General features: G+C 72.0%; 29 protein-coding genes and 1 pseudogene. 10 read left to right on the forward strand and 20 right to left on the reverse strand.

Going from position 1 to position 25133, the window contains the following annotated elements:
- Window positions 1-79 precede the first annotated feature (79 nt).
- Window positions 80-940 carry a helix-turn-helix transcriptional regulator gene (locus ACZ67M_RS22980; protein WP_450731767.1) on the forward strand — a complete coding sequence of 287 codons (861 nt, stop codon included), beginning with the start codon at window positions 80-82 and terminating at the stop codon, window positions 938-940.
- A gap of 77 nt (window positions 941-1017) precedes the next feature.
- Here ACZ67M_RS22980 and ACZ67M_RS22985 read toward each other — a convergent pair whose 3' ends face one another.
- Genes ACZ67M_RS22985 through ACZ67M_RS23030 form a run of 10 tightly spaced genes read right to left on the reverse strand, consistent with a single transcriptional unit; the run spans window position 1018 to window position 9009 of the window.
- The gene (locus tag ACZ67M_RS22985; protein WP_469852514.1) at window positions 1018-1965 is read right to left on the reverse strand and encodes a 3-oxoacyl-ACP synthase III family protein; all 948 of its coding nucleotides are present in this window, start codon (window positions 1963-1965) and stop codon (window positions 1018-1020) included.
- A 14-nt stretch (window positions 1966-1979) separates the two neighbouring features.
- Window positions 1980-2960: an aldo/keto reductase gene (locus ACZ67M_RS22990; protein WP_361361859.1), complete on the reverse strand. Its 981-nt coding sequence runs from the start codon at window positions 2958-2960 to the stop codon at window positions 1980-1982.
- Between the two features lie 36 nt (window positions 2961-2996).
- Complete coding sequence (locus tag ACZ67M_RS22995) at window positions 2997-3557, reverse strand: carboxymuconolactone decarboxylase family protein (RefSeq protein WP_469852516.1); 561 nt, start codon at window positions 3555-3557, stop codon at window positions 2997-2999.
- 51 nt (window positions 3558-3608) lie between these two features.
- On the reverse strand, window positions 3609-5186 hold the full coding sequence (locus ACZ67M_RS23000; protein ID WP_469852518.1) for an FAD-dependent monooxygenase: 1578 nt from the start codon (window positions 5184-5186) through the stop codon (window positions 3609-3611).
- Window positions 5187-5188: 2 nt separating this feature from the next.
- Window positions 5189-5482, reverse strand: coding sequence for a putative quinol monooxygenase (locus tag ACZ67M_RS23005; RefSeq protein WP_361361865.1), 294 nt, complete (start codon window positions 5480-5482; stop codon window positions 5189-5191).
- Window positions 5479-6177, reverse strand: coding sequence for a histidine phosphatase family protein (locus ACZ67M_RS23010; protein ID WP_469852520.1), 699 nt, complete (start codon window positions 6175-6177; stop codon window positions 5479-5481). Before ACZ67M_RS23010 ends, ACZ67M_RS23005 begins: the two co-directional genes overlap by 4 nt.
- Before the next feature lie 22 nt (window positions 6178-6199).
- On the reverse strand, window positions 6200-6463 hold the full coding sequence (locus tag ACZ67M_RS23015; protein ID WP_392011751.1) for an acyl carrier protein: 264 nt from the start codon (window positions 6461-6463) through the stop codon (window positions 6200-6202).
- A gap of 55 nt (window positions 6464-6518) precedes the next feature.
- Window positions 6519-7520 (reverse strand): beta-ketoacyl-ACP synthase III, encoded by a 1002-nt coding sequence (locus tag ACZ67M_RS23020; RefSeq protein ID WP_385799622.1) that lies wholly within the window; start codon window positions 7518-7520, stop codon window positions 6519-6521.
- Window positions 7517-8533, reverse strand: a complete 1017-nt coding sequence (locus ACZ67M_RS23025) for an AvrD family protein (protein WP_469852521.1) — start codon at window positions 8531-8533, stop codon at window positions 7517-7519. The genes ACZ67M_RS23020 and ACZ67M_RS23025 overlap by 4 nt, the downstream gene beginning before the upstream one ends.
- Window positions 8530-9009 (reverse strand): hotdog fold thioesterase, encoded by a 480-nt coding sequence (locus ACZ67M_RS23030; protein WP_469852523.1) that lies wholly within the window; start codon window positions 9007-9009, stop codon window positions 8530-8532. The genes ACZ67M_RS23025 and ACZ67M_RS23030 overlap by 4 nt, the downstream gene beginning before the upstream one ends.
- Window positions 9010-9202: 193 nt before the next feature.
- Between ACZ67M_RS23030 and ACZ67M_RS23035 the strand changes: the two genes are divergently transcribed.
- Window positions 9203-10180 carry an aldo/keto reductase gene (locus tag ACZ67M_RS23035; RefSeq protein ID WP_361361875.1) on the forward strand — a complete coding sequence of 326 codons (978 nt, stop codon included), beginning with the start codon at window positions 9203-9205 and terminating at the stop codon, window positions 10178-10180.
- Window positions 10181-10241: 61 nt separating this feature from the next.
- Here ACZ67M_RS23035 and ACZ67M_RS23040 read toward each other — a convergent pair whose 3' ends face one another.
- Window positions 10242-10922 (reverse strand): helix-turn-helix transcriptional regulator, encoded by a 681-nt coding sequence (locus ACZ67M_RS23040; protein ID WP_469852526.1) that lies wholly within the window; start codon window positions 10920-10922, stop codon window positions 10242-10244.
- Window positions 10923-11156: 234 nt separating this feature from the next.
- Window positions 11157-11957 (reverse strand): helix-turn-helix domain-containing protein, encoded by an 801-nt coding sequence (locus tag ACZ67M_RS23045; RefSeq protein ID WP_361361879.1) that lies wholly within the window; start codon window positions 11955-11957, stop codon window positions 11157-11159.
- Window positions 11958-12183: 226 nt separating this feature from the next.
- Here ACZ67M_RS23045 and ACZ67M_RS23050 point away from each other — a divergent pair.
- A pseudogene (locus tag ACZ67M_RS23050) lies at window positions 12184-13440 on the forward strand (beta-ketoacyl-[acyl-carrier-protein] synthase family protein); the annotation flags it as partial.
- Here the strand turns inward: ACZ67M_RS23050 and ACZ67M_RS23055 are convergent.
- The 4 genes from ACZ67M_RS23055 to ACZ67M_RS23070 all read right to left on the reverse strand — a co-directional run bounded on the left by ACZ67M_RS23055 (window position 13382) and on the right by ACZ67M_RS23070 (window position 18236).
- Window positions 13382-14791, reverse strand: coding sequence for a cytochrome P450 (locus tag ACZ67M_RS23055; RefSeq protein WP_469852527.1), 1410 nt, complete (start codon window positions 14789-14791; stop codon window positions 13382-13384). The pseudogene ACZ67M_RS23050 and the gene ACZ67M_RS23055 sit on opposite strands and share 59 nt — an antisense overlap.
- A gap of 68 nt (window positions 14792-14859) precedes the next feature.
- Entirely contained in the window at window positions 14860-15633 is a 774-nt protein-coding gene (locus ACZ67M_RS23060; protein ID WP_361361883.1) for a class I SAM-dependent methyltransferase, read from the reverse strand.
- A 153-nt stretch (window positions 15634-15786) separates the two neighbouring features.
- On the reverse strand, window positions 15787-17478 hold the full coding sequence (locus ACZ67M_RS23065) for a bifunctional 3'-5' exonuclease/DNA polymerase (protein ID WP_469852529.1): 1692 nt from the start codon (window positions 17476-17478) through the stop codon (window positions 15787-15789).
- A gap of 125 nt (window positions 17479-17603) precedes the next feature.
- Entirely contained in the window at window positions 17604-18236 is a 633-nt protein-coding gene (locus ACZ67M_RS23070; RefSeq protein ID WP_382808013.1) for a LysE family translocator, read from the reverse strand.
- A gap of 146 nt (window positions 18237-18382) precedes the next feature.
- Here ACZ67M_RS23070 and ACZ67M_RS23075 point away from each other — a divergent pair, with 146 nt between their 5' ends.
- Window positions 18383-19522 (forward strand): DUF2786 domain-containing protein, encoded by a 1140-nt coding sequence (locus ACZ67M_RS23075; RefSeq protein WP_392011775.1) that lies wholly within the window; start codon window positions 18383-18385, stop codon window positions 19520-19522.
- A 24-nt stretch (window positions 19523-19546) separates the two neighbouring features.
- Here ACZ67M_RS23075 and ACZ67M_RS23080 read toward each other — a convergent pair whose 3' ends face one another.
- The 3 genes from ACZ67M_RS23080 to rpmB form a co-directional block, all read right to left on the reverse strand.
- Window positions 19547-20035 carry a hypothetical protein gene (locus tag ACZ67M_RS23080; protein WP_467320666.1) on the reverse strand — a complete coding sequence of 163 codons (489 nt, stop codon included), beginning with the start codon at window positions 20033-20035 and terminating at the stop codon, window positions 19547-19549.
- Window positions 20036-20217: 182 nt separating this feature from the next.
- Window positions 20218-20523, reverse strand: a complete 306-nt coding sequence (gene rpsN, locus ACZ67M_RS23085; RefSeq protein WP_361361893.1) for a 30S ribosomal protein S14 — start codon at window positions 20521-20523, stop codon at window positions 20218-20220.
- Window positions 20523-20759, reverse strand: coding sequence for a 50S ribosomal protein L28 (gene rpmB / locus ACZ67M_RS23090; RefSeq protein WP_361639904.1), 237 nt, complete (start codon window positions 20757-20759; stop codon window positions 20523-20525). Before rpmB ends, rpsN begins: the two co-directional genes overlap by 1 nt.
- Window positions 20760-20831: 72 nt before the next feature.
- Here rpmB and rpmG point away from each other — a divergent pair, with 72 nt between their 5' ends.
- The 5 genes from rpmG (at window position 20832) to ACZ67M_RS23115 (ending at window position 23348) form a co-directional block, all read left to right on the forward strand.
- On the forward strand, window positions 20832-20996 hold the full coding sequence (gene rpmG / locus ACZ67M_RS23095; RefSeq protein WP_469852531.1) for a 50S ribosomal protein L33: 165 nt from the start codon (window positions 20832-20834) through the stop codon (window positions 20994-20996).
- Between the two features lie 6 nt (window positions 20997-21002).
- A complete protein-coding gene (locus ACZ67M_RS23100) occupies window positions 21003-21254 on the forward strand; it encodes a type B 50S ribosomal protein L31 (RefSeq protein WP_122616829.1) in 252 nt (83 codons plus the stop codon).
- Entirely contained in the window at window positions 21251-22525 is a 1275-nt protein-coding gene (locus ACZ67M_RS23105) for a GTP-binding protein (protein WP_469852533.1), read from the forward strand. Before ACZ67M_RS23100 ends, ACZ67M_RS23105 begins: the two co-directional genes overlap by 4 nt.
- A 3-nt stretch (window positions 22526-22528) precedes the next feature.
- Window positions 22529-22771: a 30S ribosomal protein S18 gene (gene rpsR, locus ACZ67M_RS23110; protein WP_361361899.1), complete on the forward strand. Its 243-nt coding sequence runs from the start codon at window positions 22529-22531 to the stop codon at window positions 22769-22771.
- A gap of 307 nt (window positions 22772-23078) precedes the next feature.
- Window positions 23079-23348, forward strand: coding sequence for a DUF397 domain-containing protein (locus ACZ67M_RS23115; RefSeq protein ID WP_122616831.1), 270 nt, complete (start codon window positions 23079-23081; stop codon window positions 23346-23348).
- Window positions 23349-23423: 75 nt separating this feature from the next.
- Here the strand turns inward: ACZ67M_RS23115 and ACZ67M_RS23120 are convergent, their stop codons facing one another.
- The gene (locus tag ACZ67M_RS23120; protein WP_361361903.1) at window positions 23424-23924 is read right to left on the reverse strand and encodes an ATP-binding protein; all 501 of its coding nucleotides are present in this window, start codon (window positions 23922-23924) and stop codon (window positions 23424-23426) included.
- Between the two features lie 377 nt (window positions 23925-24301).
- On the opposite strand from ACZ67M_RS23120, the gene ACZ67M_RS23125 reads away from it, so the two are divergent.
- On the forward strand, window positions 24302-25126 hold the full coding sequence (locus ACZ67M_RS23125) for a helix-turn-helix domain-containing protein (protein WP_122616934.1): 825 nt from the start codon (window positions 24302-24304) through the stop codon (window positions 25124-25126).
- Window positions 25127-25133: the final 7 nt, after the last annotated feature.

Consider the following 25133-nt stretch of genomic DNA (forward strand, 5'->3'; position numbering starts at 1 on the left):
CCGCCCGGCCGTCCACGCGTCCCCGGCGCACGCGGGGGACGACCTTGCCGAAGCGGTGCGGCACTTCATAATGAGAAGGGTGGAGCAGATCGTGAACACGGACCTCGGCGGTTACCTGCGGCAGATGCGTGAGCGTGTCCGGCCGGAGCAGCGGGGACTGCGCATCAGCGGCTCGCGGCGCGTTCCCGGACTGCGCCGGGAGGAGGTGGCCGCACTCGCGGGAGTGAGCCAGACCTACTACACCCGGCTGGAACAGTCGCAGACCGCGCACGCCTCCCCGCAGGTACTGCTCTCCATCGCGCGCGCACTGGACCTGAGCCCTGATGAACAGGACTACCTGCTCAAGATCGGTACGTCGGTGCAGAACCCGCAGCAGCGGGCGCCGCACGACGACCAGTTGAGCCCCAGTACGAAGATGCTGATGGCGTCACTCGGCAACGTGGCGGCGGCCGTACTGAACTACCGGTGCGACATCCTCGCGTGGAACTCGCTCTACCACCGGCTGTTCGCGCCGCACCTCGATTTCGACGTCACCGACGACGCCGAACTGCGTCCCAACATCATCAAGATGAACTTCGTCGACGAGGACGTCCGCGCGCTGTACGCGGACTGGGCCACGGAGTCGGAGTCGAACGTGACCTACCTCCGATTCATCTCCGGAAACCACCGGCACGACCAGCGGCTGGCGGCGCTCATCGGAGAACTGACCATTCAGAGCGAGGAGTTCGCGGAACTCTGGTGCCGGCAGCGGGTGGCCAACTGCATCGAGGGCACCAAGCTCTTCAGCCATCCCGTCGTGGGTGAGCTGGAGCTGATGTACCAGTCCGCGGACCTTCAGGACGGAAACATCCTGAAGTTCTACCACGCGGAACCGGACTCGCCGCACGAAGCGGCTCTCCAACTCCTCTCGGTGGACCTGGACTCCGTCCACGGTGCCTGAAGACGGGCGGGAGCAGAGCGGAGAGGGGCCCCCGGGATCACGTCCGTTCCCGGGGGCCCCTCTGTTTGGCGTGCGGGTCAGGTCCGGCGGATCGCCGTCACGCCCCAGGTGAAGCCCGAGCCGGCCGTCGCCACGATGACCAGGTCGCCGGGGCCGATCCGGTCCTCCCGCTCCAGTTCCTCCAGGGCGAGGAACGGGTCCGCGCCGCCGAGGTGGCCGTCGAGGTCGTACTGGAAGACGCTGCGGGAGTCGGGCACACCCAGCGCGGCGAGGTACTTGCGGTGGGTGTCCTGGTTGCCGTGCGTGACCAGGAAGTACGCCACGTCGGCCACCTCCTGGCCGAGGCCGGCGAGGACCTTGTACGTCAGGTCGGTGAAGTTGCCGAGGAACGCCTCCCCCAGTCCGTCGAGCTTCTCGCCCCGCTCGACCTTGACCTCACCGTCCTTGATCTCGCCGTAGTACGAGTCGACCCACTGCGGGTCGGTGTGGTGAGCGGCGCCCAGAACCTCGTACTTGGCCTCGGCCGAGACGAGCACCGCGGCGGCGCCGTCAGCGAAGTTGAACAGCTCGACGTAGCCGGTGCCGTACTCGACGAGTTGGCTCAGCCGGTCCGAGACGATCACCAGCGCGTGCCGGTGTGTGCCCGCCCGCACCTGGTCGTCGGCCAGTTTCACGGCGACCATGCCCGCGTTGCAGAAGTTGGAGACCTCGTAGCAGTGCGCCTGCGTGATCCCCAGCTCCTGGGCGATCTTCGCGGCGGGCGACCAGAAGGGCGTGCCCCATTCGCTGGATCCCGCGTACAGGACGAGGCCGATCTCGTCGAGCGGCACCGGGGTGCGTGCCAGGATCCTGGCCGCGGCGTCCCGGCCGAGGCTCCAGGAGGTCTCGCCCTCGGCCAGTACCGAGAACTTCCCGGAGGGAAGGATCTGGCCGAGTTTCTCGACGGTCTGCCCCGACTCCCGGCTGACGTCGTCGACGCTCAGTTTCCCGCCCGGCATCGCCAGGGCGTAGTCGGCTATTCCCATGATTCCTCCACCTGTCAGACGTATTCCACGACGGAGTGCGGCACGTACGGCGCCGCGAGCCGGGCGAGTTCGGTGTCGTCGAGCGTCACGGCGAGGGCCGCCGCGGCGTCCTCCAGGTGGTGCGGCCGGGTGGCGCCGACGACGGGCGACGTGACCGCCGGCTGGTGCAGCAGCCAGGCGAGGGCCACCTGGGCCATCGGGAGGGCGCGTTCGGCGGCGATCTCGGCGACCACCTCGGCGACCGCGCGGTCCGCCCGCTCGGTCGGTCCGTAGAAGCGGTGCTGGACCGGATCGCCCGAGGTGCGGGGCGACTCGGCCTCCCAGGCCCGCGCGAGCCGCCCGCGGGCCAGCGGGCTCCACGGCGTGACGCCGACGCCCTCCGCGAGGCAGTACGGCAGCATCTCGCGTTCCTCCTCGCGGTTGAGGAGGTTGTAGTGGTTCTGCATGCTGACGAACCGCGTCCAGCCGTGCAGGTCGGCGACGTACTGTGCCTTCACGAATTGCCAGGCGTGCATCGAGGACGCGCCGATGTAGCGGACCTTGCCCGCGCGCACCACGTCGTGCAGCGCCTGCATGGTCTCCTCGACCGGGGTTTCCGGGTCCCAGCGGTGCACGATGTAGAGGTCGATGTAGTCGGTGTTCAGCCGCCGCAGACTCGCCTCGAGTTCGCGCATGATCGCCGAGCGGGACAGTCCGCCCGAGAGCGGGGCACTGGTCAGCTTCTCGTACACCTTGGTGGCGATGACTACGTCCTCGCGCCGGGTCAGCTTCCGCACCGCCCGGCCCAGGAACTCCTCGCTGGTGCCGAGCGAGTAGATGTTCGCGGTGTCGAAGAAGTTGATGCCCAGGTCGAGTGCCTTGGCGAGGAACGGGAGGCTCTCCGCCTCGGACAGCGACCAGGGGTGGGTGCCGAGTCCGGGCTCGCCGTAACTCATGCATCCCAGGGCCAGTCGGGACACCTTCAGGCCGGACGAACCCAGCCGGACGTACTGCAACGTTCTTCCTCTCGGATCGTGCGGGCGGGCCGGGGGTCAGCTCCTGGCCGCGTCCCCGACCTCGGTGAGCCGGCCCCACGAAGCGACGCCCTCGTCGAGCGGGATGTCCAGGCTGGCCAGGTACATGGCGGTCATGGCGCTGTGCCCTGCGAGGTGCGTGATCTCGGCGATCTCGTTCTGCGAGTAGTGCTCGCGCAGCGCGAACCAGGCCTCCTCGCTCGCCCTGTGGTCGACCATGCAGTCGGTGACGTAGCGGACGAGGGCGGCGCGCCCGGGCGGGAGCCGGTCGTAGATGCCTTCCTCGATCGCCTTGATCTCGGCGTCGTCCAGACCGGCCTTCTTCGCGAGGGGGTAGTGCAGCAGCCGCTCGAACTCGCTGTCGCGCAGGGCCGCCACGCGCAGCACGACCACCTCGCGGTCCAGCAGGCTCAGCAGACCGACCGTGAAGGTCCCGCCGAGCGCGAGGTGGGCGGCGGCGGAGTTCTTGGTGAGCAGCAGCGCGCGGGTCAGGTTGGACTGGAACTTCTCGTACACGGCGAGCTGCTCCGGCGCCATGTCGGCGACCTCGGTCAGGGTGACGCGGGGGGTGGTGCTCATGGGTGGCTCCTTCGGTCGTGGCGGGATTCGGTCGTGGCGGGAACGGTGGGGTCAGGCCGGCTGCCCGGCGTGCTGCCGGGTGCCGGGGTGGGGCAGTACGTGCCGGGCGAGTGCCTCGCCGACGGTGCGGGCCGCGGGGGCGGTGGCGCGGTCGTCCAGCCGGACGAGCGCGTCGAGGTGGCCGTCGGGGCGTACCAGGAGGGCGTGGGCCTCGTTCGGGAGCTTGGCCAGCAGCGGACCGGGCGGACGGCCGCCGAGGTCGCGGACCGTGACCGCGGTCAGCCGTTCCCGCAGCTCGTCGACGAGCCCGGTCCACCGCTGGTACCGGTACCGGAGGCCGGGCCAGAGCAGGACGGTGTAGCGGTCCACGGCGAGGACCGGTGCGGTGGGTGACTCGCGCCAGCCGAGGGGCAGGCGCTCCCCGGCGACCAGGCGGCCCCGTCTCGGCCGGGTGCCGTAGTGGGTGTCCAACTGGGCCAGTCTGGGCGCGAGTACCTTCTCCAGCGACTGCGTGGTGGTACCCAGCCGGTAGACCGTGTCCCGGGCCAGGGTCTGGTGCCGCTTCGAGTACAGGCCGATCCGGGCCAGGCGGGTGGAGAGCCCGGCGACCGCGTCGACGGCCGGGCGGCGCTCGGTGTCGTAACTGTCCAGCAGGCCCGGGCGGTAGTCGCCGCGCACCACGCCTGCCAGTTTCCAGCCGAGGTTGACCGCGTCCTGGATGCCGGTGTTGAGCCCCTGTGCGCCCGACGGGCTCATCGCGTGTGCCGAGTCGCCCGCCAGGAAGACCCGGCCGTCGGCGTAGGCGCCCGCCGAGCGGACGTGCGCGGTGAAGACGCCGCTGAACCTCATGTCGCCGAGCCTGCGGGTGCCGGGCACGCGCTCGGCGAGCAGCTTCTCGAAGAAGGCGCGGTCGGGGGTGTCTCCGGTGTAGTCGTCGGGCACGCTCGCGCCGACCCGGAAGACCCCGTCCCCCAGGGGTGCCAGGACCATGTTCCCGGTCCTGGTGAGGTAGTACGCCGCCTCGCTGCTGGTGGTCTCACCCAGGATCTCCGCGTCGGTGATGGCGAGGCGGGTGCGCAGGGTCCGGCCCGCGAACCGGAAGCCGAACGCGTCGCGGACGGCGCTGTTGTAGCCGTCGGCCCCGACGACGTAGTCGTAGGTACGCGATCCGGACCCGCCGTCGGCCCGTTGGAGCAGGCAGTGGACTCCGTCCGGGTCCTGGGTGCCGCCGGTGAAGGTGGTGTCGTACTCGATCGTGCCGCCCAGGGCGGTGAGGTGCTCCTCCAGGATGGCTTCGGTGCGCCACTGCGGGATGGTGATGGCGAAGGGGTAGCCGACGCCGCGCAGCCGGTCGAACCGGATCAGGCCGATCAGTTTCTTCTGGGAGTAGTAGTTCATCTGGTCGAAGTAGTGACCGCTGTCGACCAGTTTGCGTCCCACACCCACCCGGTCCAGGAGTTCCAGGACGCGGGGCCACAGGATCGTGGCCCGGGAGTGCGGGCTCTGCCGGCGGAGCTTGGAGATGACGTCGACCCGGACACCGTGGGCCAGCAGCTCGCAGGCGACGACCATCCCCACGGGTCCGGCGCCGACGACGAGTACGCGCGGCTGCTGCGTGTCGCTCGCCATGGTCAGGCGGCGAGGGGGCGCAGGCGGTGGACGTACGCGGGGCGCGTGAAGGCGCCGTCCGTCCTCGCGAGGAAGTCCGCGACGTACGGCTCCTTCATGTGCAGGTCAATGGCGGCCTGGTCGGCCCACTCCTCGACCAGCACGATCACGTTCCCGTGTTCCTCGGACCGCCAGGCGTCGAAGCGCAGCGCGCCCTGCTCCCGGCGGGTCGCGGCGCACAGCTCCCCGAAGGCCTCGGCGGTGTCGGCCAGCCGCTCGGGTACGACGTCGAAGAGTACGGTGATCTCGATGCTCATGTTGGTGTCACTTCCATGGGGTTGACCGCGTCGGAGACGAGGGGGTCGAGGTCGACATAGGGCAGTGCGGGAGTCGCGGCGGGGACCTCGGCGCACAGGTGCGCGGCCGCGTTCCACCGGCGCAGGGCGGCTCGCGGACGGCCGGCGGGCGTCCAGTCGATGTCCACACAGGCGGCGGCACAGGTGCCGACCATGGCGCCGGGTGATCCGCCGGCGCGGGTCAGGGCCGACATCAGCAGGTTCAGTACGCCGCCGTGGGTGACGGCCAGGACCGTACGGGCTTCCGGTTCCGCGACGGCGCACAGGGCGGTCACGAAGCGTGAGAGCGCGGCCCGGCCGGTCTCGCCGCCGGGCGGGGCGTAGCCGGGATCGGTGAGCAGCCGCCGCATGGTGTGCGGCTGCCGCCGGGCGTACTCGGCGCGGTCCTGGCCGTCGAGTACGCCCAGGTCGCGTTCGCGCAGTCCGGCGAGGCGCAGGTGGGGGACGTCCAGCCGGCCGGCGGCGTAGGCAGCCGTCTGGGCGGCGCGGGCCAGGGGGGAGGAGTAGACCGCCGACCAGCCGCCCGGGCGCAGGTGCCGGGCGCTCTGCTGGGCCTGCCTCACCCCGGCGTCGTTCAGCGGGATGTCGGCCTGCCCCTGGAATCGGCCGGTGGTGTTGCGGTCGGTCTCTCCATGACGGAGCAGGACGATTCGCATGACGGGTGCCGGCGCCGGGCGTTCAGCCGGCGGCCGGCCCGACGGCCACCGGGGCGCCGAGGCCCTCGACGACCCGGGCCGCCTCGCCGATGGTCTGCTGGGAGTTGAGCACACCCTCCTCGATCGAGACGCCGAGCCGCTTCTCCAGGATCAGTGACATCTCCAGCAGGGCGAGGGAGTCGACGGCGAGGTCCTCGAAGGCGGTGCCGTGGGACACCTCCTCGGCGGGTATCTCGAACTTGCCGGTGAGTATCTCGGTGATCATCGTCGTGACGGAACCGGTCATGGGACACCTCACTTGGTGGTAGGGCGAAGGACGTGGGGGTTCGGGTGGAGCGGGCTCAGCCGATCGGCAGGTCGGGCCAGGTCAGGGTGGCCGAGCCCCAGGTCGCGCCGCCGCCGAACGCGGTCAGCAGCACCCGGTCGCCCGCGCGCAGCTGCCCGTCGGCCATGGCGTCGGCCAGGGCGAGGGGGATGGAGGCCGCGGAGGTGTTGCCCACGCGTTCGATGTTCAGGACGGCGCGCTCCGGTGGCAGTCCGAGCTGGTCCGCGACCGCGTGCAGGATGCGGGTGTTCGCCTGGTGACCGACCAGCCGGTCGACGTCGGCGACTTCCCAGCCCGTACGGGCCAGCACCGTGCGCGAGGACTCGGTCATGCGGCGCACCGCGGCGAAGAAGACGGACTTCCCCTCCATGCGGAAGTACCGGTCCTCCTCACGGGGCACCCCGCCCCGGGACCGCTCCTCGGCGCCGCCGCCTCGGACGGTGATCAGGTCCGACATCGCACCGTCGCTGCCCAGGTGCACGTTCCGTACGCCGCCCGGCTCGCCGGGTTCGCCGGACCGCAGCAGTACCGCCCCCGCGCCGTCGCCGAAGATGACGGAGGTGGTGCGGTCGGCGGGATCGAGGATCGTGCTGAAGGACTCGGCACCGATCACCAGGACCCGTTCGGCGAATCCCGAGGCGACGGCGGCCGTGCCGGCCTGGAGGGCGTACACGAAGCCCGAGCACACCGCCGCCACGTCGTACGCCGGTACGTCGGTCAGCCCCAGCCGGGCGGCGACGGCCGGCGCGGTGGCCGGACAGGGGCGGTCCGGCGTGGTGGTGGCGAGGACGACCAGATCGGCGCCGTCCGCACCGGCGTTCTTCAACGCCCTTCGGCCCGCCTCGACGGCGAGGTCACCGGTGCTGGTGCCGGGGTCGACGACATGGCGCCGCGCGATGCCGGTCCGGCTGCGGATCCAGGTGTCGGAGGTGTCGAGGCGCTGGGCCAGCTCCTCGTTGGTCACCACCCGTGGGGGCACGAAACCGCCCACTCCGGCGATCACTGCTGTGCGGGTCATGTCGCCGGGTGCCCTTCCGGAAGCCGGTGTGCGAGCGCGGACCGCACGTTGATGCCGCCGAGTTCGGCGATCACGTCGAGCGTGCGCCAGGTGCCGCCGCTCATGCGCAGCAGGCCGGGATCGGCCAGCCGGGTGCTGACCGGAATGTCCGCGGCCGGGCGGTCGGGCCGTGCCGCGGTCAGCGTGGTCTGCCTCATCCACAGGGTGTCGCTGTCCTGCCGGCGCATGTCGTCGAGGTCGTAGAGCATGATCTGGGCGAGCTGGAGGGCGGTCACGAAGGCGTCGATCACCGACACGGACGGCTGGTAGGCGCCCTCGATGCCCGCGCGGGGCACGGTGGCCCCGTCCTCGTGGCCGAGGGTGAGCCTGGCCTCGGCGCGCAGTTCGCCGTGGTCGGCCTCCACGTCACGGACGTGCTGCCGGCGCATGGTGAAACCGACGCCGAAGTAGCGGTCCGCCGCCGGACCCAGGAGGGTGTCCAGCCCGGCCGGCGGCCATCCGTCGCCGAGTGGCCGGCCGGCGGCGGGGGAGTGCTCCACCTCGCACCGCACGCGCATGGTGCCGACCGCGCAGTCCACGACGGACACCACACGCTCGGCGTGCCCGGCCACCGGGTCGGTGCGGATCCACTTCGCCTCGGCCGGCAGACCGGTCAGCTCCTCCTGCGGGCGGGCGCCGGCCATCAGCCGCACCTTGCGCAGCCACGCCTCCCTGAGGTCGGTGCCGTCGGCGCCGAGGCACGCCTCGGCCAGCTGGGCGGCGACGACGATCCCGTCGACGGTGCTGAAGTGCGGGCGCAGATCGGTGCCGACGGCCTTTCTCGACCAGTCGGCCGGGTAGCGGACGCCGACCGTGGTGCGGGCGCGGACCGCGCCGTCCTCGCCGCGGCCGAGGTGCACCTCGCCGATGTCGTAGGCGACCCGGCGGAAGCCGCGGCCGAAGAAGCGCTGCTCGGCCGGCCCCAGCCGGTCGTCCACGGACGACAGCACGGTGCGCGTCGAACTGGGGGTCATCGGTGCTCCGTTCGTAGGGTGGGTGCCGAGGCGGTCGCGGGGGCGGCCGCGACCGGCCGGCGACGGCCGTGGCGGATGGCGCAGGTGAGCCGTGCGGTGCAGACGCGGGCGCCGGAGCCGTCCGTGACGACGATCTCGTAGGAGCCCGTCCCGGTCCGCTCGGCGAGCGGCCTGCAGACGCCGGTGAGGGTTCCGGAGGACACCCAGCGGTGGTGCGTACAGGACAGGTCGACGCCCACCGCGTTGCCACCGGGGCCCGCGTGAAGGAAGGCGGCGACCGAACCCAGGGTCTCGGCGAACGCCGCGTTCGCTCCGCCGTGCAGAATTCCCACCGGCTGGCGGTTTCCGGTGACCGGCATGGTGCCCACCACCAGTCCGGGTTCGCAGATGGTGATTTCCATGCCCATTCGCCGGGTGAGTTGTTCGTTCTCGTAGGCGCCGTCGACGTGTATCGGTCCGAGCGTCATGTTCGGCATTCGGGTCTCCGTCATTTAGTGGCCCGCACCGGCGGGCCGATTTCGAGTCAAGCACGGGTCCGCGGCGGTTGACAGACGCGTGGCCCTTTGCTGCCATGACACGTCCTGGACGCCCCAACAACGCTGAATACTCGTAGGGTTGGGGAGGGAACGGATCGTTCGACCAGAGGTGACGGAAGGGAGCGGGTTCGTAGTGCAACGTGTTTCGCTCGGCGGGCTCGATGTATCACGCATCGGCCTGGGTGCCATGACCATGTCCGACTACTACACGGGCGCGGGAAGCGACGAGGAGGAGGCCGTCCGCACCATTGGGCGGGCACTGGACCTCGGAGTGGATTTCCTCGACACCGCCGAGATCTACGGCCCGTTCGTCAACGAGGAACTCGTCGGCCGTGCCGTCGCCGGCCGCCGCGACGAGGTCGTGATCGCCACGAAGTTCGGTCTCGTCTCGCACGCCGGTGCGGGACCGGACACCATCGACAGCTCGCCGGCCAACGTGCGTACGGCGGTCGAGGGGTCGCTCCGGCGGCTGGGCACGGACCACATCGACCTCTGCTACCAGCACCGCGTCGACCCGGACGTGCCCATCGAGGAGACCGTGGGCGCGCTCGCCGAACTCGTCCGGGAAGGCAAGGTGAGGCACATCGGGCTCTCCGAGGCCGGCCCCGACACCATCCGGCGGGCGCACGCCGTCCACCCCGTGACCGCGGTGCAGATGGAGTACTCCCTGTGGTCACGGCAGCCCGCCGAGTCGTTCCTGCCGGTCCTGCGTGAACTCGGCATCGGCCTCGTCGCCTACTCGCCGCTGGGCCGGGGGTTCCTCACCGGAGCCATCCGCTCGCCCCGCGAACTGGACGCGTCCGACTTCCGGTTGACCACACCCCGGTTCGCCGAGGGCAACTTCGACCGCAACCTCCGGATCGTCGACGAGGTCGAGTCCGTGGCCCGCGACGCCGGCGCCACGCCCGCCCAGGTCGCCCTCGCCTGGCTGCTCGCCCAGGGGCACGACGTCGTGCCCATCCCCGGCACCAAGCGGGTGCGGCGGGTGGAGGAGAACGCCGCTGCCGACGCGGTCGTCCTCACCCCGGACCACCTCGCGCGCCTCGACGCGCTCACGCCGGCGAGCGGTGAGCGGTACGCGGAGGGCGACCTCGCCAGGACCGGGCTGTAGGCGGCCGGAAGGCCGGCGCGGGGGTGCGGCCGGATCGTCCGCGCCCCCGCTGAGCCGTGCCTCAGATCCACCGCCGCCGGGCCGCCTCCACTCCCGCCTGGAAGCGGCTCTGGGCCCCCATCCTGGTCATCACGCCCGCCACGGTCCGGCGGATGGTGCGGACCGACAGGCCGGTGCGCCGCGAGATGCCCTCGTCGGTAAGCCCCTCGGCAAGGAGAACCAGGGCCTCCCGCTCCCGCTCGTCGAGTCCGTCGGTGCCGCGCGCAGCGCCACCGGAGGGTTCCGCGCGGGCCCAGACCTGGTCGAAGAGCTCCCGGTAGGCGCTCACCAGGACCCGCCCGCGCATCAGCGTCCCGCGGGCGTCCTCCTGGCCGGGGTCCGAGGGGACGATGGCGAAGTCCCGGTCGGCGACGGCCATCCACACCGGCAGATGGGGCACCGCCCGGGTCCACGCCCCCGACGCGGCGATGCGCCGGGCGTCGTCGGCGTAGGCCGGGTCACGGCTGACGTCCTCCAGGTGCAGGACGCGTACCCGCGCCCCACGGCGCACCAGTTCGGTGCTCAGCAGCGCGGCCTGCTCGCGGACCCGGGGCTCGTACGGTCTTCTCGGCAGCGCGAGCCGCAGCTCTTGCACCGGGCGGCGGCGCAGGGTGTCCAGCAGGTCCACGACGGCTTCGGAACCGATGAGCGGCTGAAGTGCCGGCCGGGCGGTCTCCGGCCCGGGCAGGAGTTGACTCAGCACGTCGACTCCCCGTGTCGGAAAATAAATGCGAAATCAACGTGAACGCCATTCGCGCGTAACACAGGTAAATCTCCCCCGTTCGTCAGGGGGTGCCGAAGAAGGCCGCTGGAGCCGACCGTTCCCCCTGGCTCGCTGAGTGAGATTGCAGCGCGTGACGGAGACTTGTCAAGCGGTAAAAATTTGCCGGTCCGAAGTAATGGAGTTCTGTGTAGAGTGCATTCTGACGGCGCCGCGCTACGCCGGCATCAGTGCCACGAAGCGGGCGCCCGGGGAGTAAGCGGGGAGGAGGACCTGAGAGGTGACCACCAGCTCGGTCTGTGCCACGTGGGGGAGCGAAAGGCGGAACGTACCGCCTTGTCGGAACGCGATGATGCGTGGCCCGGCGTCCCACAATTCCCGGCACGCTGGATCGCGTAGCGCACTGTTCAGTAAACCCTTGAGGGTCGGATCGTCCGGACGCCGGACGAGAGTGAACCTCAACTGAGCGAGATACCGCGAGGCCTGATGCCTCCAGTCGAGGATCTGCGCGCGTGATTCCGGTGTCTCCAGCACCCATTGCATGAGATTGGCCCGCGGTTCGCGAACCCAGGGAAACCAGCTCTCCATGGGCGTGTTGTAGGCCAGAATGTTCCATGCGTGGTCGATGAGATAGGCGGGAAAGGCCGTCTGCGCGTCCACGAACTTCTTCAGCCGGGCGATCCTGCCGTCCTCGTCCTGCGGCTGTTCCATGTCCGAGACCTCGGTCAACCGGTACCAGTACAGCGCTGTACGTTCGTCCGGTCCGAGTTCCAGCGCGTCGGCGAGGCCGGTGAGCGTGTCCAAGGTGAGCGGCACCTTGGCTCCGCTCTCCAATGCGCGGTACCAGCGTTCGCTGACGCCCATTCGCTGTGCGACTTCTTTTTGCGGCAGTGGCCTATTGCGGCCGAGTTTCGCTCCGGCCTCGCCGCGCCACGCCCGCAGCAGCGCCGGTAGATCGGCGAATGCCACCTCGGAATCACTGAGATCAGTTATGTCCGGTTGATGAGAATCGGTCATGGCTGCCCCCGTTCGTGCCATAAATTTCGACGCCCAACCCTAGCCGGAGGCGTCATCGGCTCCAAAGCGGTGAGTACGGCCCGAAGTCTCGCCCATTGATGGAGCGTTCAACCATCCAGAAGGGAAGGCGTTAGCCATGGAGTGCGGAAGCTGCGCAAGCGCGGAGACCGAGGAGCCACGGCACAGCGGTTCGGCCGCGGGCAGAGGCCGGCGACTCCCCTCCCGCGCTCGGCGGGTCGTGGTCACCGGGCTCGGCGCGGTCACCCCGCTGGGCCTGGGCGGCGACGCCCTGTGGACGGGTCTGCTGGCCGGCCGCAGCGGCATCAGGCGGTTGGACGCCCCGGAGTTCGCCGGTCATCCGGTGCGCATCGCGGGAACGGTGACCGTGGACCCCGCCGAGGTGCTGCCCAGAACACAGGCCCGGCGCATGAACCGGTCCGCCCAGTTCGCGGTGATGGCGGCCCGCGAGGCATGGGCGGACGCCGGGTTCCCCGAGGGCGGCACCCGGGCCGGCGGCCTGGAGCCGGACCGGGTCGGCGTCAGTCTCGGCAGCATCATCGGCGGTGCGCCCGTCCTCGTGGCCGGGGACCGGCGGCTGAGGGACCGGGGCGCGCGGGCGGTCCCGCCTCTCACCGCCCCCATGACCGTGCCGTCCCAGGCGGCCTCCCAGGTCTCGCTCGACCTGCACGTCACGGGAGAGGCCCGCACGGTCGTGAGCGCCTGCGCGTCGGGCACCGAGGCCATCGGGCAGGCCGTCGACCGCATCAGGCACGGCCATCTGGACATCGTGCTCGCCGGCGGAGCGGAGGCCGCCGTGACGCCCGAGGTCATGGCCGCGTTCAGTGCGATGCGGACCCTGTCCTCACGCAACGACGACCCGGAGGCGGCGTCCCGGCCGTTCGCCAAGGACCGCACGGGCTTCGTGAACGGCGAGGGCGCGGGGGTCCTGCTGCTGGAGTCCGAGGAGCACGCGGTGGCCCGTGGGGCCCGGATCTACTGCGAGGCCGCGGGGTGGGGGCTGTCCGCGGACGCGCACCACCTGGCCGCCCCGGACCCGGCCGGCACCGGTGTCGCCAGAGCCGTGCGCCGTGCGGTCACCGACGCGGGCGCCGACCTCGCCGACGTGGTTCACATCAACGCGCACGCCACCGCGACCGTGGAGGGCGATCTGGCCGAGGCGGCCGCGCTGAGCACCGTCTTCGCCGGCGCCGACGGTGCCGTCCCCGTTCCGGTCACCGCGCTGAAAGGGAGCCTCGGGCATCTTCAGGGAGCGGCCGGGGGTGTGGAGGCCGTGGCCGCGGCCCTGACCCTCCATCAAGGTGTCATCCCGCCCACCATTGGCTGCGACGACCTGGATGACGCCGTCCCGCTCGACGTGGTCAGGAACTTCGCCCGGCCGCTCCCTGAGCGGGGCGACCTCGTCCTCAGCAACTCCTTCGGCTTCGGCGGCCACAATGCGGTCCTGGCGCTGCGCCGCCGCTGACCGTGTCCGTGCCGGCCGTCGGCGACCCCGGCGGCCGGTCCCAGGGAGTGTCACGGCCGAGGACGCCCCCGGTGCGCAGGGGCAGGGACGCGGGACCGCGCAGGACGACGTGCGGCCGGTAGCGCGTTGGCCCGTCCACCGGCCGCGGATCGACCACCCGCTGGGCGAACCGGGTGAACGCCAGCTCGGCCTCGAGCCGCCCGAGCGGGGCTCCGAGGCAGTAGTGCGTTCCCAGACCGAACGACAGGTGACGGGACGCCTCGGCACGCTCCGCGTCGAAACGGTGCGGGCATGCGAACGCGCTCTCGTCGCGGTTCGCCCCCGCGAGGAGCAGCACCATGGTCGTACCCCGCGGAATCCTGGTGCCCCGTACCTCCATGTCCTGCCGGGCGTGGCGGTGCACGATCTGGAGCGGTGCGTCGTGACGCAGCAGCTCCTCGACCACGGCGGGAGCCGTCGTCGCGGGATCCTCCCGCAGGGCGGCGAGGGTCTCCGGGTGGCGCGGGAGGGTGCGCAGGCCGTTCGCGATCAGGCCGACCGTCGTCTCGTGTCCGGCGTTCAGCAGCAGCCGGCAGGTGGTGACGGCTTCCTCGTCCGTCAGCGGGTCCTCGCCGGTTTGTGTCGCGAGCAGTCGGCTCATCATGTCGTCGCGCGGCTCGGCCCGGCGCTCGGCGGCCAACCGCTTGAAGAACGCGCCGAGTTCGTCCTCCGCCCGCCGCCGCCCCGCCGGGTCGGGCGGCGGCACCCCGAGAAACGCGAGGTAGGGGTCGACCGCCCGGCCGAGCAGCGAGGAGCGGGTGCGGTACCAGTCCGGTTCGCCGGTGTCGACGCCCAGGACCCGGCAGATCACGGTCACGGGCAGCGGGGACGCGAGGTCCGCGACGCCGTCCATCCGGTCCGGGGCCACCGCGTCCAGCAGGTCGTCGATCAGACCCTTGATCATCGGCGTCAGGCGCCGCACGGCGCGGGGCGTGAAGCCGGGCGCCGCGATCCGGCGCAGAGCGGTGTGCCGGGGCGGATCCGTGAACAGGAACGACGGGATCTCCAGCGGCACCGCCGGGTCCGCGGCGGTCGCGTCCTCGGCCGGCCGGCCCGCGCCGGGGGCCTCGGGTGCCCGGTGGATCAGGGCGTGCCGCCGGTCGTTGCTCGCCCGCGGGTCCCGCAGCACCGCGCGGCACGCCTCGTAGGAGGCGAACACGACCACGGGTCGGTCCCGCGCCACCCATACGGGCTCCGCAGCCAGGATCTCCCGGTACAGCGGGTACGGATCCGGTCGCGACTCGGGGGCGAGGATGCCCCGCAGAGTACCGGCGGTGTCCGGGCGGGCGGTGGGGTGTCCGTGGGGCGGCATGGGCGCGACGCCTTCCGTGGTGGTGTCGGTGCGGACGGACGACGTGCCGCGGCGGGCGGCGGGCGGAGCTACTTCCGGCCCCAGGACTGCACCAGCGCGGGTGCCAGGTCCCAGAAGGTGTCGTCCCTCAACAGGGCGTAGAACTCGTCGAGGTCGGACGGCAGTACGTAGCCGCCGGCGATCAGCTGGTCCCGCGACATGTCGACGGTCAGCCGCCAGAAGTCGGCGAGCGGGGTACCGCCCCGCAGGTTCTGGGTGACGGTGTTGGCGCCGACGTCCCCGTAGCCGTAGCCGAGGAAGGAGCCCGGCTGGGCACGGGACCACCAACTGTCGGTGCCGAGTGTGCCGCAGACGAGACTGCTCCAGCGCTGCATGACCTTGCGGTACGTGGGGTGCGGCGAGCTCTCGACGGGGAACCAGCAGAACGACTCGATCAGCACGAATCCGCCGGGACGCAGCCAGCGGAGCATCCGGCGCATGACGTCCTCACGCTGCGGCAGGTGGCTGAGCACGAGCCGTGCGTGGATGACGTCGAAGGAGTCGTCCGGGAAGGGGTCGGTGGTGACGTCGTGGACCAGCCGGCGCAGCCGGGGCTCCGGCACCCGGTCGAGGAGCGACAGATCCAGGTCGGTCGCGACGACTTCGCCGTGCGGGGCCCGGTCGCACAGCCACCGCGCCACCGAGCCCGAGCCGGCCCCCACCTCCAGGCATCTGGCGCGCGGGTCCACGCCCAGCTCGCCCATCGTGGCCCGGCACAGCGGATCGAAGACCTCGGCGAGGAGCCGGAGCCGGAACTCCTCGTTCTGGTCGAGTGCGAACAGGGTGTCGCCGTACTTTTCCACCACACGTCCCCGAAGTCGTCGGCTGCCAAGTGACGTGCAGGAGCCAAACACACCAACGGGACCTGAAAGACGCTCCGTTCGCCTTCTGACATCTTGCTGCCATCGCCCACGACGCCGGGCTGCCCGACACCCGTCGAACCCTCCGTCCGGCGCTCACTTCGCGTCCCCGTAGCACTCCACCACCGCCGTGGTGAACGGGAACCGCACCGGCGTGGCCCCGAACGTCAGCCGTCCCGCCAGCTCCGCCGACTCCCGGATCGCCGCCACGACCGCGTCGGCCTCCTCCTCGGGGCAGTGCACGATCACCTCGTCGTGCTGGAAGAAGACCAGCTCGGCCGCCATGTCCGCGCAGTGCTGCCGCAGCGCGGCGAGCAGCAGCAGCGCCCAGTCGGCGGCGCTGCCCTGCACGACGAAGTTGCGGGCGAAGCGGCCCCGCGCGCGGGCGTCGGTGGAGGCGTAGCCCGGCACCCACTCGTGCGGCCGGTCCGGGGTGCCGGTGGGGTCGTCCTGCGGCAGGCCCGCCTCCTCGGCGCCGTCGGCCGCGCCGGCCGCCGGCGGGCAGGTGCGCCCGAGCCAGGTCCGCACGAGCCGCCCCTCCTCGCCCGCGCGGGCCGCGTCGTCCACGTACGCCACCGCCCTCGGGAAGCGGCGCCGGAGCGCGGCGAGGTTCTTCAGGCCGTCGCCGGAGGTCTGCCCGTACACCGCGCCGAGCACGGCGAGTTTGGCCTGCTCGCGGTCTCCGGAGAAGGCGCGGTCGGAGACCGACTGGTAGAGGTCGCTCTCCCGGCCGGCCACCTCCATCAGCCCCGGGTCGCGGGAGATCGCCGCCAGGACCCGCGGCTCCATCTGGTCGGCGTCCGCGACGACCAGCCGCCAGCCGGGGTCGGCGACGACGGCCCGCCGGATCACCTTGGGGATCTGGAGTCCGCCCCCGCCGTTGGTCACCCAGCGTCCGGTGACGGTGCCGCCGGCCAGGAACTCGGGGCGGAACCGTCCCTCGCGCACCCAGTCCTGGAGCCAGGACCAGCCGTGCGCGACCCAGATCCGGTACAGCTTCTTGTACTCGATCAAGGGCTTCACGGCGGGGTGGTCGAGCGATTCCAGCTCCCAGCGGCGGGTGGAGGCGACCTTGACGCCGGCCTGCCCGAACGCCTTGACCACGTCCGCGGGCAGGTCGGGCCGCACCCGGCGGCCGAACGCCGCCGACACCTCCTCCGCCAGCTCGGCCAGGCGGCGCGGCTCGCCCCCGCCCGCGTACCGCTCGCCAAGCAGGTCGTGGAGGATCTCGCGGTGCACGTCGGCCCGCCAGGGGAGCCCCGCGTGGTTCATCTCGGCCGCCACCAGCATGCCCGCCGACTCCGCCGCGGTCAGCAGCCGCATCCGGTCGGGGTGGGCGGTCCGCTCGTGCCGCCGCTGCTGCTCGGCGTAGACGGCGAGCAGGTCGTCCAGGGGCAGGTGGACCCCCTGCGGCTCGAACAGCGGGGACTGCGCGCCCGGCTCGGCGGAGCGCTGCGGCGGATCGGCCGGTACGGGGCCGCCGCGCAGCCGGGCCAGGGCCGCCGCGGCCGAGCGCGGCTCCCCGTACCGCCCCTCGTGGCCCAGGAGCAGGGTCTCGGCCGCCTCCATGTCGTAGCACCGCTCGACTCGCACCCCCGTGGCGAGCAGGCGCGGAGCGACCTCGGCGGTGGACCGCCACACCCAGCGCGCGACCTCCGGCCTGCTCCGTACCGCCTCGGCGGGACCGGCCTCGCGCCGCACCGGTCCGGCGGGCAGCCCGTCGGGGCCGAGGGGGGCGACGTCCACGCCACCGTCCTCGGCCACGGCGAGTGCCCACCGGTCGGCCATGTCGCGAGTGTCGCAGCAGGGTCTGACAACGCCCCCGCGGCGACCGCGGCGGGGGCGTCACCCCCTTCGGCCGCGACCGCGGGCATCAGACCCGGCCCTCCCCGCCGAGTCCGCGCGCTCGTCGCCTACTTCGGGGACGCCACCACCAACCGCACCGCGAGTCCCGTGAACACCGTCCCGGAGACGATGTTGAGCCAGCGGTTCACGCGGGCACTGCGCCTGAGCAGCCCCGCCAGCCGGCCGGAGAGCAGGCCCACGAAGCCGTCCCACAGGAACCCCATCACCACGAGCGTGCCCCCGAGCAGCAGGAGCTGCGCGGGAACGTGACCGAGCGAGGGGTCGACGAACTGCGGCAGGAACGCCACGTTGAAGAGGATCACCTTGGGGTTGAGCAGGTTGGTGATCGCGCCCTGCCAGAAGGCCCGCCGCATCCCGGTGCCCCGGGCCGCCGCGTCCCCCTCGCCCGGCACCGAACGGTCCCGGAACGCCTTCACCGCCAGATACAGCAGATAGGCCGCGCCCGCCCAGCGCAGCACGTGGTACAGCGTGGGCAGCGTCGTGAACAGCGCCGACAGCCCGAGCGCCGCGGCGACCGCGTGCACCAGCATCGCGCAGGCCACCCCGAACGCTGCCATCACACCCGCCGTGGGGCCGCCCCTCCCGCCCATCGCCACGATGAACATCATGTCGGGACCCGGAGTGACACAGAGCGCGAGAGCGGCGACGAGGAACGCCGCGTAGAGAGTCATGTCCACCATGCCCGCCATGCTCGGCCCCACCGGGTCCCGCACCGGCCGAATTCCGCGGAGTGAGACGACCGGTGGGGCAACCGCGCTCAGCCCCTGCCACCCCCTCCCTCCCACCACCCCAGAACCCGCCGACGCCGGCATGGCACGATCGCCGGGTGAGTACGTCCCGCACCGTCGACCGGGCCTTCGAGGCCGCCCTGTACGACACCGCCGAGCACGCCCTCGACACCGCCGCCTCGCTGCTCGCGGCCGACCCGGCGGCGGACGCGGAGCTGGCGCGACGCGGTGAGGAGTTCGTGGCCACGGCCTGGCGGCGCGGCTGGCAGCCCGCCGACCTCGTGCGCATCGTCCGCCGCGAACTGGACGACGTACACGTACGGCTGGTCGCGGCGCTGATCCGCGCGCAGGCGCCGCACGACCGTCCGCGCGGCCCCCGCTGGGCGGCGCAGCTCGACGCCGTACCGGACGGGACCGCCCCGCCCCGCACCGACCGCTTCTCGCACGCCACCGCCGTACTGGAGCTGTACCGCCTGCTGCTGCGGCTGCCCACGCTGGAGCCCCTCGACGCGGGGGAGACCGGGCGGCCCCCGCGGGAGAACCGCCCCGAGTCCCGCGCCCTCGCCCGCATCCGCGCGCTGCTCGCCAAGGCGGAGGCGACCGGGTATCCGGAGGAGGCGGAGGCGCTGAGCGCCAAGGCGCAGGAGCTGATGGCCCGGCACAGCGTCGACGAGGCGCTGCTGTCGGCGCACGCGCCGTCGCCGGACGCCCCCGGCGCCTGCCGGATCGGCGTCGAGGCGCCGTACGAGCAGGCCAAGGCCGTGCTGCTGGACGCGGTGGCCGACGCCAACCACTGCCGGGCGGTGTGGAACGAGCCCCTCGGCTTCTCCACCGTCGTCGGTTTCGAGGCCGACCTGGAGGCCGTCGAACTCCTCTACACCTCACTGCTGGTGCAGGCCGAGTCGGCGATGGCCAGGGCGGAGGCGGCCCAGCGGGCGGGCGGACGCAAGCGCACCAAGACCTTCCGCCAGTCGTTCCTCGCCGCCTACGCCCACCGCGCGGGCACCCGGTTGCGGGCCGCGGCCGAGGCCGTCGCCGCCGAGGCGGGCAGCGCCGGGGACGTGGACCTGCTGCCGGTGCTCGCCTCCCGGGACGTCGCCGTCACCGACCGGCTGGAGCGCATGTTCCCGGAGACGACCACGACCCGGCTGCGCGGCGCCGGTGACGCGGCCGGCTGGACGGAGGGCACCCGCGCGGCCGACCAGGCCGAGGTCGGCCGCCGACGGCCCCTGCGGTAGGCGGCCACCGGAGCGGGCGCGGGTTCAGGAGCCGAGGCCCTCCGTCGGCAGGCCCGGCGGCAGCGACCCGCCCTCCGACTTGGTGTACGTCTCCTCGCCGAGACCGCCCTCCCAGATCATCTTGAGGGACTTGCCGTCCACCGACCCGACCGTGCCGGTCGACCGCTCGTCGCTGCCGTCGGTGCACTTGAGGCGGACGATGCGGGTGCCGGCGTCCTCACCGGCGGTGCCGCTGCACACCGTCCCGCCGGTGGCGAAGAGGGCGGCCTTGCCGCCGGTCACCATCAGCGCGACGGCCTGGCCGTCGGTGGTGGCCAGCCAGCTCCCCTCCAACTCCCCGGCGTCGGACGGCGACCCGCCGCTGCCGCCGCCGGGGTCCGTGCTCGCGGACGCCTCGGGCGCCGCCGAGGACTCGCCGCCCCCGCCCGAGCCACCGTCGTCGGAGCCGCCGTCGGTGCACGCGGTCAGCGCCAGCGTGCCCACCAGTCCGAGGACCACGGCGGCGGCCCGCACGGACCGTCGCGCCGGCCCGGGCGAGCGCCGCGCGCGGGGCAGCGGCAGCAGGTCATCCGTACGCGTCGCGCTCGCCGTACTCTCCGCAGTCACCAACGTCACGGGAAGCTCCAAGCTGTAGCCGGACGGCCGGGCCGGCCCAGGGCATCGCAACCCCGGGACGACCTGAGGACAGCCGCAAGTTACCAGGACGACTTGCGGACCCCCGGCAGATGTCCGGCGTGCGCCTGCTCACGCAGGTTCACCCGGGACAGCCCGAACGTGCGGAGGTAGCCACGCGGGCGTCCGTCGACCTGGTCACGGTTGCGCACCCGCGTGGGGCTCGCGTCGCGCGGCTGCCCGCGCAGTTCCCGCTGGGCCGCGAGGCGTTCGGCCCCGGTCGAGGACGGGCGCCGGATCACCTCCTTCAGTTCGGCCCGGCGCGCCGCGTACCGCGCGACGGTCGCCCGCCGCTGCTCGTTCTTCGCGATCTTGCTCTTCTTCGCCATCAGACCTTCACTCCCCGGGCGCGGACGCGGGCCACGGCCGCCTCGACGCCGATCGCGTCGACCGTCCTGATCCCCTTCGTGCTCAGCCGCAGCCGTACGTGCCTGCGTTCGCTCGGCAGCCAGTACCGCTTGCTCTGGATGTTGGGGTCGAAGCGGCGCGAGGTGCGCCGGTGGGAGTGGGAGACGCGGTTGCCGAAGCCGGGTTCGGCGCCGGTCAGCATGCAGTGGGCGGACACGGGTGACGTACCTCTCCTTCAGAGGGGGCGAACGTAACTGTTAATGGAATTCATTTTCAGTAAGATACCAGCATGGCACGCAACGAACTCCGTCCGGTCATCAAGCTCCGGTCCACCGCCGGCACCGGCTTCACCTACGTCACCCGCAAGAACCGCCACAACGACCCGGACCGGCTGGTCCTGCGCAAGTACGACCCGGTGGCCGGCCGGCACGTCGACTTCCGAGAGGAGCGCTGACCCGTCATGCGCGAGGGAATCCACCCCGAGTACCGTCCGGTCGTCTTCCGCGACCGCGCGGCGAACCACGCCTTCCTCACCCGCTCGACGATGACCAGCGAGCGCACCGTCGAGTGGGAGGACGGCCGGACCTACCCGGTCGTCGACGTCGAGACCTCGAACGTCAGCCACCCCTTCTACACGGGTACCGCCCGCGTCCTGGACACCGCCGGACGCGTGGAGCGCTTCGCGCGCCGGTACGGGAAGGGCGGGGCATGAGCGGCCCGGACCGCCCGGCGCTGCCGGTGGTGATCGTCGGCGGGCTGCACGCCGAGGCCCGCCGGGCGACCGTGGCGCGGCTGCTGGCCGACGTACCCGGCAGCATCGTCCTCCACCACGACCTGGCGACGGCCGCCGCGGGCACCGTCGTACGGACCGTGCGGGACGCCACCGGCATCCTCTCCGCCGGCGAGGCACCCCTCGTCAACGACTGTGCCTGCTGCGCCCTGCGCGAGGACCTCGTCCCCGAGCTGGTCCGGCTGGCGGACGCCGGGGGCACCCCGCTGGCGGTGGTCGAGCTGTGGGACTCCGTGGAGCCCAAGGCCATGGCGGAGGTGGTGACGGCCGGCGGCTTCACCGTCACCGGCGTGATCACCGCCGTGGACCCGGCCCTGGTGCTGCCGTACCTGGGCAACGGGGACGACCTCGCCGAGGGCGGCCTCGCCGCCGCGGCCACCGACCAGCGCACCGTCGCCGACACCTTCGCGCGTCAGCTGGAGTACGCCCCGGTCCTCGCCCTGGCCGACTCGCTCCCCGGCTCGCCGGAGGCCGACGACGAGGACCGCGAGCTGCTGGCCCAGCTTCATCCGACGGCCCGCCGGGTGCCGGTCGGGCCCGGTGGTGGCCAGGGCGGTGGCCATGGAGACGGCCCCGGCGGCGTCCCCGGCAACGCCCGCGCCGGTGCCCCCGGAAGCTCTCCCGGCGCCCCCGGAGGGCATCCCGCCGGCCCGTCCTCCGAGCTGGCCCGCGCCGCCCTCGCCGGGTTCGACGTGGAGGCCGCGGCCGCCGCCCAGCACCCGGCCTGTGCCCTGCTGCCCGCCGAGGCCGACGCGCACGGCGTCACCACGCTGGTCTGGCACCGCCGCCGCCCCTTCCACCCGGGCCGGCTGTACGCGGCGCTGGAGGACCTGACCTGTGCCGCCGCCCGCAGCCGGGGCCGGTTCTGGCTGGCCGACAAGGCGGACACGCTGCTGCACTGGGACGCCGCGGGCGGGGCGCTGTGCGTGGAGGGGGCGGGGCCGTGGCTCGCCTCGCTGCCCGACGCCGCCTGGGACCTGGTCCCGCCGGTGCGCCGTGCCGCCGCCGCGCTGGACTGGCACCCCGAGCACGGCGACCGCTGCCAGCACCTGGTCTTCACCTCTCCCGGCCTCGACCGCGACGGCCTGGACCGGCTCCTGGAGTCCTGCCTGCTGACCGACGCCGAGTACGCCGCCGGGAGGGCCGCCTGGGAGCGGCTGCCGTCCGGCTTCGACACCCTCCTGGAGGTCTGACCCATGTCCCGGATCCCGCGCAAGAGCGACCGCAAGCCCGCCGGGAAGCGGCCCAACCCGCTGGACCAGGCGGGAGTGACGTACATCGACTACAAGGACACCGACCTGTTGCGGAGGTTCGTCTCCGACCGCGGCAAGATCCGCAGCCGCCGTGTCACCCGCGTGACGTCCCAGCAGCAGCGGCGGCTGGCCAGGGCGATCAAGAACGCGCGCGAGATGGCCCTGCTGCCGTACGCTCCGCGCTGACCTGCGCCGCACTCCTCCCGTCCGGCGTCGCGCCGGGGGTCCGCCCAGCCGGGCGGGTCCCCGGCGCTGTTGCATGTTGTTGCGTGTTCTAGGAATTCGGGGGCAAACGGGGAACGTCTTCTCCGCGGTGGGCGTCCATCAGAGCAAGGGCTTTCGGGTAAAGCGGCCGTCAAGGCTGTAACCGCAGGAACACCGCGCGTGCACGTGCATTTGCTCATGCATCAGCACGTGAACGGGGTTATGATCCGGATCAGTTGACCACTGCATCAATGGCCACATCAGCCAGTGCACCACCGGGGAGCGACCTGTGGACCACGACGTGTACGACGTTGACCGCGTGTCCGGCGTGTACAACGGCATGGCCGCCACGCAGCTGCACGACGCAGCCTGGCAGAAGAGCCGGCACAGCAACTCGCAGGGGTCGTGCGTGGAGTTCGCGAGGCTGCCCGACGGCGCCGTCGCGGTGCGCAACTCCCGCTTTCCCGACGGGCCCGCGCTCGTCTACACGCGGGCCGAGATCGAGGCCATGCTGCTCGGCGTCAAGGACGGCGAGTTCGACCACCTGGTCACGAGCTGACCCGAGGCGGCACGTGGCGCCTCGGGGAGGTGACACGCGTAGAACCGAGACGCGTCGAGGTGTCGCGGCACAGCGTCATCCGTAGGCCGGGTCCGTCCTCTCGCAGGGCCCAGGGAGCCGGAACAGCGCCCAGACGACCTTGCCGTTGAGCGTCCCGGCGAGCGGGTGCCAGCCCCAGCTGTCGCTGAAGGAGTCCACGAGGAAGAGGCCGCGGCCCGACTCGGCCGAGAAGTCGTCGGTCTCGCGGGCCACCGGACTGTCGTGACTGGGGTCGCGCACCGCGCACACCAGCCGCTCGGTCCAGCGCATCAGGTGCAGCCGGACGGGGCCGTTGTGCTCGGCGTGCCGGGGAGTGTCCGCCGGGAGCGCGTGGCGCAGGGCGTTGGTGACGAGTTCGGAGACCACCAGGCAGACGTCGTCGAAGCGCTCGCCGGCGTCCCAGCCGTCCAGTGTCCTGCGGGTGAATCTCCGGGCCTCGCGCACCGCTTCGAAGCGCGGCGGGAGGGCGCAGGAGGCGGCGTTGGACACGGCCGCGGGGTCGAGTGGCGGAAGGCCCTGCCGTAACGGCTCGAGCATGGTCGATCCATTCGTCCCCATGCGAGGCACTCCCGGGAATTCGCGGTCGTAGCGATGCGGCGCGGTGGTGCGGGACCATGGTTTCGGATGAGTACGGCAGATGCAAGGGCAGATGCACGTGCACGTGACCGAAATGGACCTGCCCGTACCGCTTGTTGGGCAATTTTTCCGTCATTTTCGCCTCCCCTTCATCTCTGGCGACGACCGGTTTCGGATCACGGCTTGCATGATCCTGTGCGTTTCCTTTGGCCCGATTCCGTTTCCGTAACCGGACGAGTACTGCTCGGAGTGTTTTAGTGGCAGACTTCGGCCCCTGAAGACGGTTGGGGAGGCTGGCGAACGTGAGCGCGGGAGAGCCCGGATCGGTGGTGCGGCGCATGCTGCTCGGATCACAACTCAGGCGGCTGCGTGAGACGCGGGGGATCACGCGGGAGGCGGCGGGCTACTCGATCCGCGCCTCCGAATCGAAGATCAGCCGGATGGAGCTGGGCCGGGTGAGCTTCAAGACGAGGGACGTCGAAGACCTGCTGACCTTGTACGGCATCACGGACGAGCAGGAGCGCAACTCCCTGCTCTCGCTGGCCAAGGAGGCCAACGTCGCGGGCTGGTGGCACAGCTACTCCGACGTGCTGCCCAGCTGGTTCCCCACTTATGTGGGCCTGGAGGGCGCCGCCTCGCTGATCCGGGTGTACGAGGTGCAGTTCGTGCACGGCCTGCTGCAGACCGAGGAATACGCCCGCGCGGTGGTCCGGCGCGGCATGAAGGGCGCCGGCGCGGCGGACGTCGAACGGCGGGTCGCGCTGCGCCTGGAGCGGCAGAAGTACCTCGTCGCGGAGAACGCTCCGGAGTTCCACATCGTCCTGGACGAGGCCGCCCTGCGCCGTCCCTACGGGGACCGCGAGGTGATGCGCGGACAGCTCCAGCACCTCATCGAGATGTCGGAACGCCCCAATGTGCGGCTCCAGATCATGCCGTTCGGCTTCGGCGGGCACTCCGGCGAGAGTGGCGCGTTCACGCTCCTCAGCTTCCCCGAGTCGGACCTGTCGGACGTCGTCTACCTGGAGCAGCTCACCAGCGCGCTCTACCTCGACAAGCACGAGGACGTCACCCAGTACGAGACGGCGCTGAAGGAACTCCAGCAGGACAGTCCGGGTCCGGACGAGAGCCGGGACCTTCTCCGGGGGCTCCTTCAACTCTCCTGAAACATAA

Source organism: Streptomyces sp. NPDC107500 (assembly GCF_055582785.1).

Bases quoted from the DNA above. Each gene is read 5' to 3' on its own strand.
- ACZ67M_RS23070 (WP_382808013.1), bottom strand. From the start codon at position 18,236: ATGGTGGACATGACTCTCTACGCGGCGTTCCTCGTCGCCGCTCTCGCG.
- ACZ67M_RS23015 (WP_392011751.1), bottom strand. From the start codon at position 6,463: ATGACCGGTTCCGTCACGACGATGATCACCGAGATACTCACCGGCAAG.
- ACZ67M_RS23120 (WP_361361903.1), bottom strand. From the start codon at position 23,924: ATGCTCGAGCCGTTACGGCAGGGCCTTCCGCCACTCGACCCCGCGGCC.
- ACZ67M_RS23005 (WP_361361865.1), bottom strand. From the start codon at position 5,482: ATGAGCATCGAGATCACCGTACTCTTCGACGTCGTACCCGAGCGGCTG.
- ACZ67M_RS23045 (WP_361361879.1), bottom strand. From the start codon at position 11,957: ATGACCGATTCTCATCAACCGGACATAACTGATCTCAGTGATTCCGAG.
- ACZ67M_RS23055 (WP_469852527.1), bottom strand. From the start codon at position 14,791: ATGCCGCCCCACGGACACCCCACCGCCCGCCCGGACACCGCCGGTACT.
- ACZ67M_RS22995 (WP_469852516.1), bottom strand. From the start codon at position 3,557: ATGAGCACCACCCCCCGCGTCACCCTGACCGAGGTCGCCGACATGGCG.
- ACZ67M_RS23010 (WP_469852520.1), bottom strand. From the start codon at position 6,177: ATGCGAATCGTCCTGCTCCGTCATGGAGAGACCGACCGCAACACCACC.
- rpsN (WP_361361893.1), bottom strand. From the start codon at position 20,523: ATGGCGAAGAAGAGCAAGATCGCGAAGAACGAGCAGCGGCGGGCGACC.
- ACZ67M_RS23030 (WP_469852523.1), bottom strand. From the start codon at position 9,009: ATGCCGAACATGACGCTCGGACCGATACACGTCGACGGCGCCTACGAG.
- ACZ67M_RS22985 (WP_469852514.1), bottom strand. From the start codon at position 1,965: ATGGGAATAGCCGACTACGCCCTGGCGATGCCGGGCGGGAAACTGAGC.
- ACZ67M_RS23105 (WP_469852533.1), top strand. From the start codon at position 21,251: ATGAGCGGCCCGGACCGCCCGGCGCTGCCGGTGGTGATCGTCGGCGGG.
- ACZ67M_RS23000 (WP_469852518.1), bottom strand. From the start codon at position 5,186: ATGGCGAGCGACACGCAGCAGCCGCGCGTACTCGTCGTCGGCGCCGGA.
- ACZ67M_RS23025 (WP_469852521.1), bottom strand. From the start codon at position 8,533: ATGACCCCCAGTTCGACGCGCACCGTGCTGTCGTCCGTGGACGACCGG.
- rpmG (WP_469852531.1), top strand. From the start codon at position 20,832: ATGGCACGCAACGAACTCCGTCCGGTCATCAAGCTCCGGTCCACCGCC.
- ACZ67M_RS23100 (WP_122616829.1), top strand. From the start codon at position 21,003: ATGCGCGAGGGAATCCACCCCGAGTACCGTCCGGTCGTCTTCCGCGAC.
- rpsR (WP_361361899.1), top strand. From the start codon at position 22,529: ATGTCCCGGATCCCGCGCAAGAGCGACCGCAAGCCCGCCGGGAAGCGG.
- ACZ67M_RS23020 (WP_385799622.1), bottom strand. From the start codon at position 7,520: ATGACCCGCACAGCAGTGATCGCCGGAGTGGGCGGTTTCGTGCCCCCA.
- ACZ67M_RS23125 (WP_122616934.1), top strand. From the start codon at position 24,302: ATGCTGCTCGGATCACAACTCAGGCGGCTGCGTGAGACGCGGGGGATC.
- ACZ67M_RS23065 (WP_469852529.1), bottom strand. From the start codon at position 17,478: ATGGCCGACCGGTGGGCACTCGCCGTGGCCGAGGACGGTGGCGTGGAC.